Source organism: Rhizobium acaciae, assembly GCF_025941625.1.
GTDB classification, from domain to species: domain Bacteria; phylum Pseudomonadota; class Alphaproteobacteria; order Rhizobiales; family Rhizobiaceae; genus Rhizobium; species Rhizobium acaciae.
Map to the genome: position 1 here is coordinate 117013 of NZ_JAPCZO010000016.1, position 19182 is coordinate 136194.

General features: G+C 61.1%; 14 protein-coding genes and 1 pseudogene. 4 read left to right on the plus strand and 11 right to left on the minus strand.

Annotation, left to right across the window (positions count from 1 at the left end; all coding sequences use genetic code 11):
- The first annotated feature begins 35 nt into the window (after window positions 1–35).
- The 4 genes and pseudogenes from OLZ32_RS24680 to OLZ32_RS24695 all read left to right on the plus strand — a co-directional run bounded on the left by OLZ32_RS24680 (window position 36) and on the right by OLZ32_RS24695 (window position 5813).
- Window positions 36–1070, plus strand: a complete 1035-nt coding sequence (locus tag OLZ32_RS24680; protein ID WP_221947985.1) for a LacI family DNA-binding transcriptional regulator — start codon at window positions 36–38, stop codon at window positions 1068–1070.
- A gap of 37 nt (window positions 1071–1107) precedes the next feature.
- Window positions 1108–2204: pseudogene (locus OLZ32_RS24685) on the plus strand (ABC transporter ATP-binding protein).
- Window positions 2205–2206: 2 nt separating this feature from the next.
- Window positions 2207–4450: a glycoside hydrolase family 95 protein gene (locus OLZ32_RS24690; protein WP_264423263.1), complete on the plus strand. Its 2244-nt coding sequence runs from the start codon at window positions 2207–2209 to the stop codon at window positions 4448–4450.
- A gap of 433 nt (window positions 4451–4883) precedes the next feature.
- A complete protein-coding gene (locus OLZ32_RS24695) occupies window positions 4884–5813 on the plus strand; it encodes an aldo/keto reductase (protein ID WP_264395844.1) in 930 nt (309 codons plus the stop codon).
- A gap of 321 nt (window positions 5814–6134) precedes the next feature.
- Here the strand turns inward: OLZ32_RS24695 and OLZ32_RS24700 are convergent, their stop codons facing one another.
- Genes OLZ32_RS24700 through OLZ32_RS24750 form a run of 11 tightly spaced genes read right to left on the minus strand, consistent with a single transcriptional unit; the run spans window position 6135 to window position 19180 of the window.
- The gene (locus tag OLZ32_RS24700) at window positions 6135–6920 is read right to left on the minus strand and encodes an SDR family oxidoreductase (protein WP_264395845.1); all 786 of its coding nucleotides are present in this window, start codon (window positions 6918–6920) and stop codon (window positions 6135–6137) included.
- Window positions 6921–6967: 47 nt separating this feature from the next.
- Complete coding sequence (locus OLZ32_RS24705; RefSeq protein WP_264395847.1) at window positions 6968–7741, minus strand: SDR family NAD(P)-dependent oxidoreductase; 774 nt, start codon at window positions 7739–7741, stop codon at window positions 6968–6970.
- Window positions 7742–7751: 10 nt separating this feature from the next.
- Window positions 7752–9086, minus strand: coding sequence for a dihydroorotase (locus OLZ32_RS24710; RefSeq protein WP_264395848.1), 1335 nt, complete (start codon window positions 9084–9086; stop codon window positions 7752–7754).
- 17 nt (window positions 9087–9103) lie between these two features.
- Window positions 9104–10795: a thiamine pyrophosphate-requiring protein gene (locus tag OLZ32_RS24715; RefSeq protein WP_264395849.1), complete on the minus strand. Its 1692-nt coding sequence runs from the start codon at window positions 10793–10795 to the stop codon at window positions 9104–9106.
- A complete protein-coding gene (locus OLZ32_RS24720; RefSeq protein ID WP_130784580.1) occupies window positions 10788–11696 on the minus strand; it encodes an allantoinase PuuE in 909 nt (302 codons plus the stop codon). The genes OLZ32_RS24715 and OLZ32_RS24720 overlap by 8 nt, the downstream gene beginning before the upstream one ends.
- The gene (locus OLZ32_RS24725) at window positions 11696–12733 is read right to left on the minus strand and encodes an NAD-dependent epimerase/dehydratase family protein (protein ID WP_003550925.1); all 1038 of its coding nucleotides are present in this window, start codon (window positions 12731–12733) and stop codon (window positions 11696–11698) included. Before OLZ32_RS24725 ends, OLZ32_RS24720 begins: the two co-directional genes overlap by 1 nt.
- Window positions 12734–12767: 34 nt before the next feature.
- A complete protein-coding gene (locus tag OLZ32_RS24730) occupies window positions 12768–13529 on the minus strand; it encodes an SDR family NAD(P)-dependent oxidoreductase (RefSeq protein ID WP_003550924.1) in 762 nt (253 codons plus the stop codon).
- Window positions 13526–14959 (minus strand): dihydropyrimidinase, encoded by a 1434-nt coding sequence (gene hydA / locus OLZ32_RS24735; protein ID WP_003550923.1) that lies wholly within the window; start codon window positions 14957–14959, stop codon window positions 13526–13528. The genes OLZ32_RS24730 and hydA overlap by 4 nt, the downstream gene beginning before the upstream one ends.
- The gene (locus OLZ32_RS24740; RefSeq protein WP_264395861.1) at window positions 14956–16218 is read right to left on the minus strand and encodes an MFS transporter; all 1263 of its coding nucleotides are present in this window, start codon (window positions 16216–16218) and stop codon (window positions 14956–14958) included. The genes hydA and OLZ32_RS24740 overlap by 4 nt, the downstream gene beginning before the upstream one ends.
- Window positions 16215–18308, minus strand: a complete 2094-nt coding sequence (locus tag OLZ32_RS24745; RefSeq protein WP_406648858.1) for a dipeptide ABC transporter ATP-binding protein — start codon at window positions 18306–18308, stop codon at window positions 16215–16217. Before OLZ32_RS24745 ends, OLZ32_RS24740 begins: the two co-directional genes overlap by 4 nt.
- Window positions 18305–19180, minus strand: coding sequence for an ABC transporter permease (locus OLZ32_RS24750; RefSeq protein ID WP_264395864.1), 876 nt, complete (start codon window positions 19178–19180; stop codon window positions 18305–18307). The genes OLZ32_RS24745 and OLZ32_RS24750 overlap by 4 nt, the downstream gene beginning before the upstream one ends.
- Between the last annotated feature and the right edge of the window lie 2 nt (window positions 19181–19182).

The following is a 19182-nucleotide window of genomic DNA, read 5'->3' on the forward strand; positions in this document are numbered from 1 at the left end:
TATTTCCCCTCAATGAGTGCAGGAGCCCGCTCGACATGCGACAGACGGACCAGACGGCCGGAAAGAGACGCGGAGCCACGATTATCGACGTTGCCAGGGTGGCGGACGTCGCTGTCGGCACCGTGTCCCGTTATCTTAACGGCCAGACGATCCGCCGGTCGAACCGCGAACAGATCGAGCGCGCAATCCAGGATCTGGGCTACCGGCGCAATGCCGCAGCGGCCTCGATCCGTACCGACCTTACCCATATGATCGGCTTCCTGGTGCCGACCTTCGACGAATTCCATGCCCGGATGTTGGAATATCTGGCCATTTCCGTGCGTCAGACCGGACGAGCGCTCTTGACCTACTGTCATGGCGGCGATCCGCGCGTGGTCGCCGAGGCTCTCGATTTCTTTGCCGCGCAACGCGTCGATGCACTGGTCATGGACGGCACGGCTGAGGTCTATGATCGCGTCGACGACCTGATCCATCACGACATTCCGATCATCTTCTACAATAACGACGTGCGTGGGCTCGCGGCGGACCGGGTGATGGTCGAAAATCACCGCGCGAGCTACCGCCTAATCAGCCATTTGATCGATCTCGGCCATACGCGCATCGGCATGCTGACGGGTGACCCGCGCAATTCGTCGGGAATCGAACGCCTGGCCGGATACGAGCAGGCGCTGCGCGACCGGGGCATCGTGGTGGATGCTTCCCTGGCAGTGCGCGGCAACTGGCGCATGGATGGCGGCTACGAGGCGACCAAGCGACTGATGTCGCTGGAAAGCCCACCCACAGCTATTTTCTCCGCCAATTACGGCATGGCGGTCGGGGCGCTCAGCTGGCTGAAGGAGAACGGCCGTCACGTGCCCGACGATATCTCGCTGGCGAGCTTCGACGACGTGGCGATCTTCCGCCTCTATGAGGCCGGCATTACGGCCGTCGCCCAGCCAGTCGCCAGCATTGCCGAGACCATCACCGACATTCTCGTGGAACGCCTGACGGAACCATCAGGAGGGGCGACCCGCAGCGTCGTTCTTGAATGCGACATCATTTTGCGGGGCTCGACGCGACGGATCACCTGACGCGTTCTGCCCGCCAAGCGGTTAAAGGGAGGAAGCTTTGGCCAGCGTAGAATTACACGATATCGACAAGTCCTATGGCAGTTTCGAAGCAATCGAAGGGCTCAATCTAAGCGTTGATGACGGCTCCTTCACTGTCTTTGTCGGCCCTTCCGGCTGCGGGAAATCGACGCTGCTGCGTATGATCGCCGGCCTTGAAAAGATCACCGCTGGCGATCTCAAGATTGATGGGCGGCGCATGAACGAGGCCGATCCGATCGAGCGCGGCGTCGCCATGGTTTTCCAGAACTACGCGCTCTACCCGCATATGACGGTCGAGCAGAATATCGGCTTCTCGCTGCGCATGGCGGGCCTTGGCAAGTCCGAAATCCAGCGCAGCGTTGCTGTTGCAGCGGCAACGCTGCAGATAGAGCCGCTGCTCAAGCGCAAGCCCGCTCAGCTCTCGGGCGGCCAGCGCCAGCGCGTCGCGATCGGCCGGGCGATCGTGCGCAATCCGGCTGTCTTTCTGTTCGACGAACCGCTGTCGAACCTGGATGCCGAGCTCCGCGTCTCCATGCGTGTCGAGATCGCCAAGCTGCATCGGCGCATCGGCGCCACGATGATCTACGTCACCCATGACCAGACCGAGGCGATGACCCTCGCCGACAAGATCGTCGTCATGCGCGCCGGCAGATCGAGCAGACAGGGACGCCAGATACGCTCTATGCCGACCCCGACAACCTCTTCGTCGCCGGTTTCATCGGCTCGCCGCGCATGAATTTCCTGGATGGCACGCTGGACCCCAACGGCGTGGTTAGGCTCGATTGCGGCGCTGTCTTCAAGACCGGTCTTTTGCACGGCGCAGGCGACATTCCGATCAAAGCCGGCATTCGGCCCGAGCACTTCACCGGACGCGACGATGCTGGCGGCGCAATCGACCTCAAGGTCGACGTGGTGGAAAATCTCGGCGGCACCCGTTTCATCTATGGCACGCTGAATTCAGGGCAGGCCGTGATCATTGAGGACCGCTCCGAGACCATCCGCCGCCCCGGAGAGACCGTCACCGCTGGCTTCCCCGCAAGAAGGGCCTTGCTCTTCAGTGCGGACGGTGAGCGCATCCGCGGGACGCGCCCCGCAAACAGCCTTCCGGCGGAGTAGCCATGACCGCTCATCTTCTCTGGTACAATACGCCCGCACAGCTTTGGACGGACGCGCTGCCGCTCGGCAACGGCCGGCTCGGCGCCATGGTCTTCGGCGATCCCCTGCGCGAGCACCTGCAGATCAACGAATCCACCTTCTGGGCCGGCGGTCCCTATCAGCCCGTCAATCCAGATGCTTTTGGTCATCTGGAAACTGTGCGGCAGTTGATTTTCGACGGCCGCTATGCAGACGCCGAGGCGCTGGCCGAGAAACATCTGATGGCACGGCCGATCAAGCAGATGTCCTACCAGTCGATCGGCGATCTCCATCTCGAATTCGATCACCGCGAGGGCGTCTCCGGGTATCGGCGTGCGCTCGATCTCGATACCGCCATCGCTACCTCGTCTTACACTGCCGACGGCATCGCCTGCCTGCGCGAAGCCTTCGTGTCGCCGGTCGATGGTGTGCTCGTCCTACGCCTCTCGGCTGACCGGAAACGCGCGATCAGCTGCCGGATCTCCATCGACAGTCCGCAGCAGGGAGAAATGCGCATCGGCCAGGGATATCAGCTGAGCTTTTCGGGGAAGGGCAAAGCGGAATCCGGCATTGCCGCCGCTCTCCGGTTCGCCTTTGGCGTCCGGCTTATCAACAGCGGTGGAACCGTGAACGCTTCGGGGGGAGCCTTGTCGGTAGAAGGCGCTGACGAGGTTCTGGTTTTTCTCGACGCCGCGACGAGCTTCAGGCGCTACGACGACGTGTTGGGACATCCCGAGCGCGATATCGTCGATAGGCTCGAAAGAGCCGCTTCGCGCGACTTCGCATCGTTGCGCGACGACCATATCGAGGAGCATCGGCGGCTGTTTAGCGCGTTCGCCATTGATCTCGGATCGACGCCTGCAGCGTCGCTTCCAACCGACCAACGTATCGCTGGGTTCGCTGGCGGCGATGATCCGGCGCTGGCGGCGCTTTATGTCCAGTTCGGCCGCTATCTGATGATTGCCTCGTCGCGTCCCGGGACGCAACCGGCCAATCTGCAGGGCATTTGGAATGCGGAAACGGATCCACCCTGGGGCAGCAAATACACAGCCAACATCAATCTCCAGATGAACTACTGGCTGCCGGCACCGGCCAATCTACCCGAATGCCTCGTGCCGCTCGTCGAAATGGCCGAAGAGCTTGCCGAGACCGGCAAGGCGATGGCACACATACATTATCGCGCCCGCGGCTGGGTCATGCACCACAATACCGATCTCTGGCGCGCAACCGGACCGATCGACGGCGCCAAATGGGGCCTCTGGCCAACGGGCGGTATCTGGTTGATGGCGCAGCTGCTGGACGCCTGCGACTACCTTGATGACGCCGAAGCGATGAGACGTCGACTGTTTCCGGTCGCCCGGGAGGCGGCGCACTTCCTCTTCGACGTGCTCGTCCCGTTCCCCGGCACGGATTATCTGGTGACGAACCCGTCGCTATCACCCGAAAACGCACACCCGTACGGAGCTTCGATTTGCGCCGGTCCGGCGATGGATAGTCAACTCATCCGCGATTTTTTGGGTCTCCTGCGCCCTCTCGCAGTCTCAATCGGTGGAGAGAGCGATCTTGTCGCCGACATCGATCGTATTCTGCCGCGCCTTGCGCCCGACAGGATCGGCGCGAATGGCCAGTTGCAGGAATGGCTCGAAGACTGGGACATGCAGGCGCCGGAGATGCATCACCGCCATGTCTCGCATCTCTACGGCCTCTATCCGAGCTGGCAGATCGATTTGGACAGAACGCCCGACCTCGCCGCCGCCGCCCGCCGTTCCCTAGAGATCCGCGGGGACGACGCGACGGGGTGGGGCATCGGCTGGCGCATCAACCTTTGGGCGCGGCTGCGCGATGGCAACCATGCTCACAACGTACTGAAACTGCTTCTCACGCCGGAACGAAGCTATAAAAACCTGTTCGACGCTCATCCGCCCTTTCAGATCGACGGAAATTTCGGCGGTGCGGCAGGCATCGTGGAAATGCTCGTGCAGTCGCGCCCGGGGGAAATCCATTTACTCCCTGCGTTGCCGACGGCATGGCCGGGCGGCAGAATCCGCGGCTTGCGCCTGCGCGGCGGCATACTGCTCGACCTTGACTGGGAGGATGGCAGACCGCTGGCGATTAGGCTCACCGCCTCGCGCAATGTCAGTTCGATCCTTCGCTTCGGCGAAACGCGACGCAAAGTCGATCTCGCCGCTGGCGAAAGTTTTTTCGAAGGCGGACGCGCGTTCCGCTAATCGGCGCGGACGACGTGCTGGGCTGTGCTCGTACTTGAGGGCCGCACACGGGTTGTCCGATCTGTCGGAGACGGGTTTGGCGGCTACACGCCGGACGTCGCCGAGATTGTCGAACTCGAAAATATGGTGCTAGCACTCGAGCGCAAGGACCCGAAGGCTGCAGGCGACGCTATATTCGATCGGGTCACGCAGGCACGCGACAGGCTTTTAAAAAGGACGGCCGAGACCCATCGTTCAGCGTCAGAAACACGCTTGCGTGAAAAGTGCTCAGAGCAAATCAGCGCCGATGATGAGGTCATAGCTTGCGCGGCGCATCGTTCGCGACAGTAGGCAATCGGAGGAGCGGCCCCTCGCCCGGCGAACATGCCGCCAATCAAACATGTTTCCAGAAGTGAAGTCTGCCAGTTCGCAACCTGCATGAGGTTTTACTGAAATGAAAACATACACGCTTCCACAGACCGACCTCAATGTGTCGAGCATCATCCTCGGAATGATGCGGATCGCCAATATGAGCAATGGCGAAATCCAACAACTTGTCGACGGCGCACGCGATGCCGGCGTGACGTTCTACGACCATGCGGACGTTTATGGCGGTGCGCCGCATCGCTGCGAGGCTCGTTTCGGTGAGGCGATCTCCTTCACCGCCGCCGAACGTGAGAAGCTTGTCATCCAGAGCAAGGTCGGAATCCGCGAGGGATTTTTCGATTTCTCCGCCGAGCATATTCTGGCCTCGGTGGATCAGTCGCTCGCAGCGCTGAAGACCGACTATCTGGACGTGCTTCTGCTGCACCGTCCTGATACGCTTGTCGAGCCCGAAGAGGTTGCTGCGGCCTTCGACACGCTCAAATCTGCCGGCAAGGTCCGCCATTTCGGTGTTTCAAATCATACACCTGGCCAGGTCGAGCTGCTGAAAACCGCGGTCAAGCAACCGCTCATCGTCAATCAGGTACAGCTTAGCATCACGCATGCGCCGCTGATCGCATCGGGTGTTGCCGCCAACATGGCCGGGCTCGACCAGTCGATCGACCGCGACAACGGTCTCCTCGATTATTCTCGTATCAACGGGATGATGCTACAGGCCTGGTCGCCTTTCCAGAAGGGCTTCTTCGACGGCGTCTTCCTTGGTGACAACGAGAATTTCGCCGATCTGAACGGCGCAATCGACGAACTCGCCAAGGCCTACGGTGTAACGCCGACGGGTATCGCGGTTGCCTGGATCACCCGTCATCCGGCAAAAATTCAAGTCGTGCTCGGCACCACGAAGCCGGAACGTGTCGTCGAAGCCGCGGCCGGTTCTTCTATCTCGATGACCCGAGAGGAATGGTATCGCCTCTTCCGAGCTGCGGGACATACTCTGCCCTAACCCGCATGCGATGGTGGCGTTCGGGAATGTCGCCATCAAGCCGCGTCTTCCTACGGTTTTACAGGACATAGAACATCGCGAAGATCTCCGCGGATTATCGTTTAGACCGAATCGAGACCTCGGGGCCGGAAAAGACACTCCCACCTGACACTGTTCCCATGCCGCGCCTGTCCATTGGAAATTCGATGGCTCTGCCCATGACTGAGAGTTGAAGCCATAGCAAACATCGCTGGCCAACCGATGGTTTCTTCTCGCAGTCAAGGCAGCCGAAATTTCAGTCAAAGGCCCTGCTTGCCAACAGAAATCGAAGACAGGGCGCAATCACACGCTCGAGATTAGACCCCCGTCCACCCGGATCACCGATCCGGTCAGATAGGAGGCGCGGCTGCTTGCCATGAACGCGACAACGTCGGCATATTCCTGCGGTTCGCCGTAGCGCCCGACGGGGATCGATGCAGTGCTTGCCGCTGAAACCTCTTCGACGGCCTTCCCTTCGCGCTTCGCCTTCTGTTCGTCGAGGAAAGTGATACGCTGTGTGGCGACGCGGCCTGGCAAGACGACATTGACGGTCACGCCATCACGACCGACCTCGCCCGCCAACGTTTTTGACCAGCCGAGAAGCGACATGCGCAGCGAATTCGAAAGTCCGAGGTTGGGGATGGGCGCCACGACCCCCGACGACGTCGAGGTGATGATGCGGCCCCAATTTTTTTCGCGCATCTTGGGAAGAACGGCATCGCTGATGGCGATGACAGACAACACCATGCTGTCGAAATATTTGCGCCAGCTTTCTGCGCTCTGACCGGACACCAGCGTCGGCGGCGGGCCGCCGGTGATATTGACAAGAACGTCTACCGAACCGAGCTGCTTTTCGATGGCAGCGAGATTGGGCTCGATCACGCCGAGCTCGGCGAGGTCCCATTGAAGCGGCATTGCTAAGCCGCCAACCGTGCGGATATCGGTAACCGTTTTTTCCGCTGCTTCCCTGTTGATATCTGCAACCGCGATCCGCGCGCCTTCGACGGCGAGCGTTTTAGCAATTGCCCCGCCAAGCCCGCCGCCGGCGCCCAATACCAGGGCAGTCTTGCCTTTCAATCCGAGATCCATGGTCCGTTTTCCTTTCCGTTATTGGCGATCTTCCTACGCTGTGATCATCAGCCCGCCATCCAGCCGCCATCGACCATCAGGTTAACGCCGGTCATGTAGCTCGCCATGTCGCTGGCGAGGAAAAGCGCGGCACTCGCGACATCGTGTGGCTCGCCGAGCCGCGGCCAAGGGGTGCGACGGCGCGAATAATCGAGAGCGTCGGGATCGTTGGCGACACCCGGTTTGCCGGTGACGATCTTGCCGGGGGCGATCGCATTGCAAACGATACCTGTCGCAGCATGGTCGACGGCAATTTGCCGGGTCATTTGCACGACTGCACCCTTGCTGACGCCGTACGGGAAATCGCCAGGGCAGGCGACCATGCCGTGCTGCGATGAAATGTTGATGATGCGGCCACGCGTTTCACCGGCCGGCTCCTGCGCCAGAAATTGCTGCGCGGCTCGCTTGCAGCAATAAAAGAAGCCAGTGACATTGACTGCCATCACCCTATCCCATTGTTGGGGCGAGGTTTCGAGGAGATTGGTCGAGGTGTAGATCGCGGCATTGTTGACCATGATGTCGAGCCGACCGAACTCTTTCGCCGCTTGTGAGACGAGCGCATCCACGTCAGTCCATTTGGAGATATCGGTCCTGACGAACTTGCCCTTTCCGCCTGCTGCTAAAATGCGGGCAAGCGTGGGATCGCCTCCCTCGATCGGCACCTCCGAGAGATCGGCGATCACGACGGTCGCGCCCTCTTCGGCATAGCGAAGTGCGATCGCGCGGCCGAGGCCGGAGCTCGCGCCGGTGACAATGGCAATTTTCCCATCGAGCAAATGCATCGGCGTTCCTTTATGCAGCCCTGCGGACGACCTGGCCGCGACTGGGAGTAATGAGCGTTCCGTCTTTGACGATATGTTCGCCGCGCAGGAAGACGTCGGTCAACCGGCCGGCCGTGCGCTTGCCATGAAATGGTGAATAGGCGGCACGGGAGGCCTGCTCGGTATTGGTGATGACAGCCGATCGGTCCATATCGACAATTAGAATGTCGGCATCGCTGCCGACAGCAATCGACCCTTTCGAACGTCCAAGTCCGAAGCGATGGGCGGGATTGTAGGCGCAGATCCGCACGAGATCCGGGAGCCCTATTAGCTTTTCCGCCACAAGGTCCAGCATCACCGAAAGCAATGTCTGAAGTCCCGGCATCCCACCGGGAATGTCGGCAAAAGATCCATAGGCTGCCGACTTCTCGGCCGGGCTGTGCGGTGCATGATCCGTCGCCATGATTGTGATCAGGCCCTCCGAGACCGCTCGGCGCAAGGCCCCGACATCGTCGCGGCCACGAAACGGAGGCGATCCCTTCAGCCGGGCACCTTCCGTCTCGTAGTCCTCGGATGTGAAGAACAGGTTCTGCGGTGTCGTTTCGACGGTAACATCAGCCATGCTCTGAAGACGGCGCCATGTCTCGACGCCGAGCCTCGAGTTGATTTGACGCACATGCACCCGGGCGCCGGTCTCAGCCGCCGCCAGTATCGCGCGCGCGATACCGCCGGCTTCGGCGAGCGGTGGTCTGCTTGCCAGAAATACCGGGATGTCGCCACCGTGGTCACGCACCGCGCTTCCCTCGATGATCGATTGCTCGCCGGGGGAAATGCCAATCACCGTGCCTGCCACCGCTAGCCGACGCAGCATCTCTGTGACGGCATCCAGACTGTCGAACCGATAGTCGGCGGGCACATCTGCCGTGAACAGTTCAAGAGAGACCGGCGACAAGGCAAGCAGGTCCTCCAACCTGTCGTAACTCTTCGAAACCACGGCCTGAAATCCGACGTCGACATTGAGCCGTCCCACGGCACTCGCCATCTTCTCCGACAATTGCTGGGCCGTCGCTGTCCAGGGATCGTCCGTCGGCATGTCGAGGATGGTCGTTACGCCGCCGAGCGCTGCGGCATGCGTGCCGCTTTCGAAATCCTCCTTCTGCGTCATTCCCGGTTCGCGCAGGTGAACATGCGCATCGACCAAGCCGGGCAGCACCATTTTGCCGCTCGCATTGATGAAGCCGCGTGCCATGGCGGGCTCGCCAGGCGCCAGGAGGGCCACGACGACGCCGTCGAGAATGCCGATATCCGCAGGAAGATGACCGCTTGCGTTGACGACCATGCCGCCGGTGATCAGCGTGTCGAACATTGTCGCCCTCGCCTCCCCTACCAAAGACCCGCGAGCCGCGGCTCTTCGTGCGTGACGACCTCGATAAGGGCCGCCTGCCCGGCATTGACCTTGTCGAGGGCACGTAGCAACGCGGGGCGCAGCATTTCCGGGTCCACGACGCATTCCGCGTAACCGCCGAGAGCTTCCGCGATCGGCGCGTAACTGCCTGTCACCCGGTTCGCGCCGTATTTCGTGGTGGCAATCGGCATGCTTTTCGCGTAGCCGCCGAGCACGTTGTTGCGCAGCACGATGGTCAAGACAGGCAGATTGCAGCGGACCGCAGTTTCGAAGTCGATGCCGACCATTCCGAATGCGGACTCTCCCATCAGATTGACGACGGTCGCATCGGGGCGGGCAAGCTTGGCGCCGATCGCAAAGCCGAGACCGCTTCCGAGCTGGGTCGTCTTGCCCCAACCGATGTAGCTGCCGGGTGTGCTTGCCACATAAAACGGGCAGAACTGGTCGCGCGGATTGCCGGCATCGTGCGTCACGATCGAGGTCTTCGGATCGATCGCCTGCATGATCTCCCAGACGACACGGTAAGGTGAGATCGGCGTGCTGTCCGATGTCAGAAGCGGCATCCATTTTTCCATGAAAGCGGCCCGGATGGCGGCGATTTCTGCGGCCGGCTGCTGACGTTCGACGAGAGGCAGGTGATCGCGACGGATGAGTGCGATCATCTGTTTCAGGACCGAGGCGGCGTCTGCGACGACACCCTGGGCAATCGCATAGTCCTTGCCGAGATCCGCATCGTCGAGTGTGACATGCAGGATGGTTTTATCTTCGGGGACCGGCAGGATGTAGTAAGAGCGCGTCAGGCTGCTGCCGAGCGCGAACACCACGTCGGCCTTTGCTAGAAAATGGTCGACGGTCGCGGGTCGGGCACGCCCGGCTGTCCCGAGAGCAAGCGGATGGTCTTCCGGAAAAGCGCTCTTGCCGTTCGGCGTCGTCATGACGGGAATGTTCAAGAGTTCGGCAAGCTCGATCAGTTCCGGCGTCGCCGAGGCTGACAGCACTCCCTGCCCCGCGAGAATGACGGGATTTTTGGCGGCCAGCAGGCTTTCGGCCAGATCGACCACCTCACGATCACCGGCCTGCGGTACGCTGCGGCGCGGTCGGCGATGATCCGCCGGCAGAGCGTCAAGCCTTTCGGCCAGCAGATCGACAGGCAACTCGAGCAGGACCGGCGCCGGCGGCCCATTCCTGACCCGCGATATCGCCGCATGCATAAGCTTGGGCAGATCATCGACCTGCGTTGCCGCCTCGCACCATTTGGTAATGTGCCGAAAATTGCGGCGAGATTCGAAATTCGGGGCGACGGCTTCTGATCCGCGCGGGTAGCCTGTCGGCAGGAATAGCATCGGTACGCGGTCGTTGAAAGCCTGGGCAATGCCGGCAAATGCACTTTCGGCTCCCGGGCCATATTGCACAGTGACAACGGCAAGCTCCCTGCCGGCCGTCGCCCGGGCATAGCCCTCTGCGATATTGACGGCGACACGCTGCGTCCGCGCAATCAGCGGCGGAATGTCGAGCGCCGCTGAGGCATCGAAAAGCTCGCTTGCTGGAAAGCCAATGATCTGCTTGACGCCTTCCTCCTTCAGGACCCCTGCAACATATTCGGCGCCGCTCATCGTTTTCGCCTCGGCGGGCAAATGGCCACTCGGCAGTGCATGCGTGCCGTCAGCCATGATGATCGATCCAGTAACGGGCGATATCTTCGCGCCGCATGAAGGCCGCACCTGGCGTTTTCTTGACGTGCTCGATCACGTCACGCAGCCCCGACGCCCGATTAGGTTGGCCCATCCAGCGGGCATGCACGCCGATCGTCAGCATACGCCCGCCTGTCTCGTCGGCTTCGCCGATCATGTAGTCGATCGCCGATCGGCAATCCTCGGCAAAATCGCGCGGATTGCTGTAGCCGGGCGCGATCAGATAGCGGCTGTCGTTCAGCGTCTTCGAATAGGGCACGACGAGAAGCTTGGTACCCTCGTGATCGAGGAAATACGGAAGATCGTCGTTGCAGGGGTCCGAATAATAGAGGAAGCCGCCTTCCCTGACGATCAGGTCACGGGTGTTGACGCTTGGAAAGGATCGGCAATTCCAACCCAGCGGCCTTATGCCGGTCAATTTCTCATAAAGGGCGAGTGCTTCGTGAAGCTGCCGCTCCTCCTCATCGCGCGGCATGCCGGAATATTCGCTCCAGCGCAGCCCGTGGCCGAGCAGATCGTGGCCGCGGGCATTCATCCACTCGACGACAGCCGGGTTCTTTTCCAGCGCAACGGCGCAGGCCGAGATCGTTACCGGAATATCGTAGCGGTCGAACAGGCGCGCCAGGCGCCAGACGCCGGCGCGACTGCCATATTCGAAATGGGTCTCGGTGCCGAGGTCGCGCAGCGGCGGGCTGCTTGGAATGTTGTACTCGCCCCAGTTGTCGTTTCGTCCGTCTTCAAGCCAGGAATATTCGGCCCCCTCCTCGTAGTTCAGCACGAGGTTGATCGCCAGCTTGACGCCACCTGGCCAGGAGATGACCGGTGGGTTCGGGCCATAGCCGACAAAATCGCGCGATTGGTCTTTTGCAGCAGCGCTCATCACTTTCCCTCGCTCTGATTTTCGTTCTCGACGATCCAGTCCATGTAGTCGTGGAACGACTGCCTGGCGCTGCGTGGCTGCCAGCCCGTGTCGCGCGCGATCCGGGCGATGTCGTAGGCTCCCCACATGCCGTCCTTCAGTGAAACGTCCTGGATGACGTTGGCGGTATCCGCGGGGCTCACCTCGACCTGCAGGGAAGGCGCGCGCTCCTTCGCCCAGCCGATGATGTCGCCGATGGTCGAAGTCTCGCCACTGCCGATATTGTAGTGCCGGTAACGGAGGCGCTCTGCGAGAAGCAGCGCGATGATTGCGTCGGCCACATCCGTGGAAGTGACATAGTCGCCGACAGGTTCCAGGCTATTCGGGCGCACGGTCTCCCCTGCAAGCGCCATATGGGCGACGCGGTTTGGAACATGCCGGAAATTGCGGCTGCCGGTGACCCGATCCATCGGCCCATAAACCGATGCAAGCCGGACGGAGGCCGCCGACAGGCCGAAAAGATCAGCGTAGCGGTTGACGACCATCTCCGCTGCAAATTTGGAGATGCCATAGAGTGTCAGCGGTGCAACATAGCCGTCTTCGGGAAGCGGTTCGCCCGTCCAGTCCGGCCCGTGATGACGGTAGACGGAGCCCGAACTGACGAAGACGAGGCGTTGAAAGCCCGGACGCTTTCTCAGCCATTCGAGAATGTGCACGGTGCCCATGAAATTGACATCGACGATCCTGGCGGGATCTTCTGCTTCGGGCTGGCGCTTTGCCTCGGCGGCACTGCCGCGCGAGATGGGGGTGACGGTGGCGCCGTGCACCACGTAGCGGATATCGTGGTCGTCGAGTGTCGCCTCCCATTTGGCGGGCTCGCAAATGTCGGCCGTGATCACGGTCAGTCGATCGCGGACCGGCGCAAAATAGCGCTCCGCCATCGCGTCAAGGCCCGCGCGATCGAGAATGACGACACGCGCCTTGGCATCGCGTTCGAGCCATTCCCGCGCAAGGACGCTCATGACGAAGCCGGTTCCGCCGGTGACAAGAAGGGTCATATCAAATCCATCCAAAAGATCTTCAACGCAGGTATCAGCGGGTAACATAGCCGCCGTCGGCCAGGAGGTCGGTTCCGGTGACGAACGATGCATCCGACGACAGGAGGAAGGCGGCGGCGGCAGCGATTTCATCAGGCTTGGCGATACGGCCGAGCAAATGCGCGGGTCCGAGCCCGGCATTGGCCGCCTCGAGGTCCGGCCACCGCTCCAGCAATCTCGGCGTCGCCACGGCACCAGGCGACAGGCTGTTGACGCGGATACCATCGACGGCGTGATCGACTGCCATGGCCCTGGCGAGATGCACGAGCCCGGCCTTTGCCGCGCAATAGGCGACGGCCTTGCCGGTTGCCACATGCGCGAACTGGGATGCGATGAAGACGACGGATCCGCCGCCGCCTTCGATCATCGCCGGAAGCGCATGCTTGCCGACTAGAAAGGCACCCGTCAGGATGACATCAATTTCCAGTCGCCATTGCTTTTCGGCAAGATCGATGACCGTGCCGTCCATCGAAGGTGCCGCGGCATTGTGCACAAGACCGTCGAGTCGACCGAAATGTCTGGTACCGGCACCTACCGCGCGACCGACCGAAATATTGTCGGTCACATCGCACTGGATGCCGAAAGCACGGGGGCCAAGGGATTGCGCGAGCGCGAAGACGCCCTCCGGCGATTGATCCGCACAGATCACCGAAGCGCTTTCATCGATGCAGCGGCGCGCAATTGCCGCGCCGATACCGCTCGCAGCGCCCGTCAGAAAGACCACCTTGTCGTCAAGACGTGACATCGGTGCGGTCATGATGCGAGGACCTTCGAAAGACCTTGCTGCGGTGGGAATGGTCGCTGTCGGGCGATGAACTGGCCGCGCCCGGGCTCGGCCATGATTCTTCCGTCGTCCCAGACGATATCGCCCCGCGAGATCGTCATGATGGGCCAGCCCTTGACGACCTGTCCTTCATAAGGCGTGTAGTCAGTCGCGTGATGCAGGAGCGAATTGGTGATCGTCACGCTGCGATCCGGATCCCAGATCGCGATATCGGCGTCTGCGCCTACGGCAATCCTGCCCTTGCGCGGATGAAGACCGAACAGCCGCGCCGGGGCGCCGGCGGTCAGGTCAGCGAATTTCTGCAGCGAGATCAGGCCGCCATTCACGCCAGCAGAAAAGAGCAAAGCGAGCCGTGTCTCGATACCGGGAATACCATTGGGAATACGGTGGAACGGTGTCCCCGGCCCGCCCGCTATCTTATCCGCATAGTGCCACGGCGAATGGTCCGAAGAAAAAACCTCCAGCGTGCCGTCCAGGATACCGGCCCAGATTGCCGGCTGGTTCGACTTGTCGCGTGGCGGCGGCGTGCAGACGCATTTGGAGCCTGAGAGATCATGGGTGTCGATATCTTCGGCCGAAAGGAAAAGGTATTGCGGGCACGTCTCGGCGTAGATCGGAAGCCCCCGCGCCTTGGCGCGGCGGATTTCTTCGACGGCGCCGCCCGCAGCGACATGGCTGACGAGAATCGGCGTCTCGATCAGCTCCGAAAGGCTGATCGCCCGGAAGGTCGCTTCACGGTCGCCGATCGCCGAATGCGCCTTTTCGTGATAGCGCAGCTCGGTCTTGCGCGAGGCGATGAACTTTTCGGTCAACCAGCGAATGCAGGCATCGTTTTCCGCGTGAACCATGACCATCGCGCCTTGAGCACGCGCAAGGTCGAGCACATTCAACACCTCATAATCGTCGAGCTTCAGCCCGTCATAGGTGAGGTAGATCTTGATCGAAGTGCAGCCCTCGGCAATCAGCTGAGGGATCTCGTCGCGCAACACTTCGGCTGATGGATCGCCGACGATCAGGTGAAAACCATAGTCGATACGCGCTTTCGAATGGGCGCGCTCGTGATAATCCTCGACGATGTCGCGTAGCGACTGGCCACGCATCTGCATGGCGAAAGGCACCACAGTTGTGGTGCCGCCGCACATCGCCGACAGCGTGCCGGTGTTGAAATCGTCCGCTGTCGCCTTCCCTTCCCAGGGCTGCTGATCCATGTGGCAATGGCTATCGACGCCGCCGGGCAGCACGACACACCCCTCGGCCACGACTTCATGGTTCCCCTCGGGCAGATCCGGCCCGAGCGCCGCAATCGCGCCGTCGCGAACGCCGATATCGATCTGCCTGGTTGAATCCGGCAGTACCACACGGCCACGACGGATCACGAGGTCATAAGGCTTGGCGGGTGTCATTCGCTTCCTCCCGAAACAAGGCAAGGTTTGGTGGCGCCGATCGGACGGCGAAAGAGATTGAAGCAGGCAGCGACAGCAACCAGGAACGTCCCGCTCCCGAGCAGAAGGAAGAGTGCCTGCGGTGCAAACAGCTCCATCAGCTGGGCGGCGAGCCCAGGTGTCATGATGTTGCCGATCGAATAAAGGAGCAGCAGGCTACCCGATGCCGAGACCATATGATGGCTGTCGAGCTGTGAGTTAGCGTAAGCGATACCGACCGGATAAATCGTCAGCGCAATTGCGCCATAGGCGAAAAACAGACCGTAGAGAAGCATCTGCGGATAGCTTCCAGGCCAGGCGATTGCTGCGCACAGTCCTGCTCCCGCCAATCCTTGAACGAGAAGTAGAACGCGCCGGTCCATACGATCCGACAACCATCCGACCGGCGCCTGAGCGAGCATGCCGCCCAGGCTGAAAGCGGTTACCAGTGTCACCGCCACCGCCGCGTCGAGATGCACCCGCTCCGCATAGATCGGCGTCATCGTATAGACATTCATATTCGTCATGCCCGCTTGAAAGACGCAGACGACAGCCACCGGTGCGAGAGCAGCGAGCCGCCAAATGCCATACCGATGCCCGGAGTGGGCGTTACCGGCGTCGACCGTCACCGCCAGCGGCAGCCGCAAGACAGGCCAAGGTCCACCAACAAAGCGGGCGTAGATCAGTCCAAGCAGGATCACGCCGAGCACGATCTGAAAGAGATGGGGAGAGTCCGCTCCGGCCGCTTCGACAAGCAATTGCGCAAACAGCGTCGCCAGCGACGTCATGAGCATATAGAGCGAGAAATAGGCTCCGCGGTTCTTCTGGTCAGCGTAAAGATTGATCCAGCTCTCGGAAACGACGAACAGCGTTGCGATGGAAAAGCCGTTTATCAGACGCAGGCAGAACCAGACCGGAGCGACTTCCGTCAGCATATAACCGCAGGCGCCGAAAGCGGCGAGCAATGCCACGGCCAGGAAAGCCCGCTCATGACCGAAGCGGACGACCATGACACGGGCCGACAGGCAGCCGGCAAGGAAGCCTATGGGAAACGCCGTCAACAACAACTGGACGATATGGGGATCGATTGTGGGATCACTGAGGTGAAGAGAAACCGTCGTCGTCAAAAGAGAATTGCCAGTTGCGACGATGCAGATGCTCGCCATCACATGCAGGATTGCGCGAAGCCCCACGGCCCTCCGCCAGAAGTCACCAATCGTCCTATCGGGATCGCGCATCATTCTGCCTTATCGGCGGAAACAAGAACGGATGGCCGAGCCGCGAGATCTGCTTGATCGATGTGGCAGAGAATCTCATGCGTCTCGGACATCTTGCGCAGCGGCGGTGGAGCGGTGTCGCAGATGCTGCCGAGCTTGCGGTGGCACCGCGTCGAAAAGCGGCAGCCGGCGGGTACGTTGACCGGGCTCGGTGTTTCGCCGGACAGGCGAATACGCTCGCGCGGCGCTTCATCCGGATGCGGGCTGCGGATCGCTGACAGAAGTGCTTCGGTATAGGGATGCGCGCCCTCGCCGAAGACTTCCTCGACGGTTCCCTGCTCCATGATCTTGCCGAGATACATGACCACAACCTTGTCTGCCACGTGGCGAACCAGCGCCAGGTCGTGGCTGATGAACAGCATGGTGGCATGCTTCTCCCGTTGAATGTCGAGAAGAAGCGTCACGACCGCGGCCTGCACCGAAACGTCGAGCGCCGAGACCGGTTCATCGGCGACAATAAGCGAAGGTTCCGCCGCAAAGGCGCGTGCGATGGCGATACGCTGCTTCTGACCGCCGGACAGCTGGTTCGGCTTTCGGTTCGCGACGGCCGGAGACAGACGCACCATTTCCAGGAGCTCGTGGACGCGCTGCTCGATCTCGGCCTTTCCCTTGCGAATGCCGAATTTCTTGATCGAACGACGAATGGAGAAGGCGGCCGAATGCGAAGGGTTGAGTGTGCTATCGGGATTTTGAAAGATCATCTGAATTTGTTGCAGCAGCGCGCGGGGACGTTCGCCGGCCTGCAGTTCGGCGATGTTTTCGCCAGCCATGCGGATTTCGCCCGACGTCGCCTTGTCGAGACCCGTCACAATGCGTGCCAGCGTAGATTTTCCGCAGCCGGACTCGCCGACCAGCGCCACGATCTCGGCTGTTGCCGCTTCAAAACTGACCGCTTCGTTTGCCTTGACGGTCTTCTGGCGGCCGACGGGATAGAGACGGTTCACATCGGACAGCGTTATCGCCGTCGATTTTGCAATCATCTGTGTCTCGACCGGAGCAACGGTCGCTTCTGCAGCCGAAATTTCCTGCCAGCGGACGCAGCGCACCAAATGCTCTTCCGTCGCCGGCTCCAGAGCAAGGTCCGGACGGTCGCAGAGGCCGGAGACAAAACTCGAACAGCGCGGCCCGAAAAGACAGCCCTGCGGCCTTTCCTGCGGCAGCGGGATCGAGCCCGGGATGGCAGCTAGCGTGCGACTGCGCTTGTCACCGGCAATGTCCGGAATGCAATCGATAAGGCCGCGCGTATACGGATGTTTCGGCCGGCGGAATACTTCTGATGTCGTTCCCTCTTCTACCATCTGGCCGGAATACATGATGCCGAGACGATCGCAGCTCTCTGCGATTAGCCCGAGATTGTGCGAGATGAACAGCAGGCTGGTCGAGTAACGTTGGCGCAATTCGGCGATCAGATCGATGACCGCAGCCTCGACGGTCACATCAAGGCCGGTTGTCGGTTCATCGAGCAGCAACAGGGACGGTTTGGCAAGCAATGCCATGGCGATGACCACGCGCTGCTGCTGGCCACCAGACAGCTGATGCGGATACCGCTTCATCATGTCGCCGGGGTCAGGCAGGCGGACGTCGGCTAGCATCGCTTCCGCCATGGCCATGGCGTCTTTCTTGCTGGCGCCCATGTGAAGCAGGGGGACTTCGGCAAGCTGCGCACCAATCGTCTTCACCGGATTGAGCGCACTCATCGGATCCTGGTAGACCATCGCGATCTGCCGCCCGCGGACGGAACGCAACTCCTTGGGGGAGGCATCGACCAGTTGCTTGCCGTTGAAGCGGATGCTGCCGCCGGCAACAATGCCGGTCGCGCCGAGATAGCCCATGATCGCCATGGCCGTGGTGCTCTTGCCGCAGCCCGATTCACCCACGAGACCGTAGCTTTCGCCGGACATGACCTTGAACGAGAGATCGGGGATCGCAACCACCGTTTCGCTCTTGCCGCGAAACTCGATGCGCAGGTTTTCGATGTCGAGAACGGGTTCACGATCGATCGATGGCGTGATGGACATGGCCGCTCCTTGAAGGTTGGACGCGATGATGTTCATGGCTTCCATGCCTCCCGCATACCATCGGCCAGCAGGTTGAAGCCGAGAACCAGACTGACGAGCGCGAATGAGGGGATCAGCGACATGTGCGGCCACACATTCAGAACAGTCACGCTCTCCTTGACCATGCCACCCCAGTCCGGGTTCGGTGGCGGCAGACCGAGGCCGAGGAAACCGAGGATGCCAATGGTGATGATCGTGTAGCCGATCCGCAGACAGGCATCGACGATCAGCAGGCTGCGGCAGTTCGGCAGCAGTTCGACGATCATGATGTAGAGCGTGCTTTCCGCACGCAGCTTTGCCGCCGCGACATATTCCTGCTGCTTCAGACCCAGCACCAGGCCGCGCGTTATGCGGCCGATACCCGGCGCCGAGGCGATCATCGTCGCAATGACAATGTTCAGAACCGACGGTCCGATATTGGCGATCAGGATGACGTAGATAACGAGAACCGGAAACGCCAGTATGATGTCCGAGAAGCGGCTGATCAGCACGTCGACCCAGCCCCCATAATAGCCTGCAATCATCCCCATCGTTATGCCGACGATCATGGCAACCGCCACCGACAGCGGCGCAACGGAGAGCACTGTGCGGGCGCCGAAGATCAACCGTGACAGCATATCACGACCGAGAATATCGGTTCCCAGCCAGTGGGCAGCGGAAGGATACGGGTTGCTCATCGCCATGACATCGGAATCAGTCGGCGATGGAAGCGGGAGGATCGGCGCCAGAAGTGCCGCAAGTACCCAGAAGAGAACCAGGCAAAGCCCGACGACGGCCGTGCGCGAATGAAAGATGCGCATCCAGTTGGGCCTTGCAGCACGCTTTGGCGGTGCGGCGACTGCTCCGATGATGTTCTCTTGAACAGCCATGA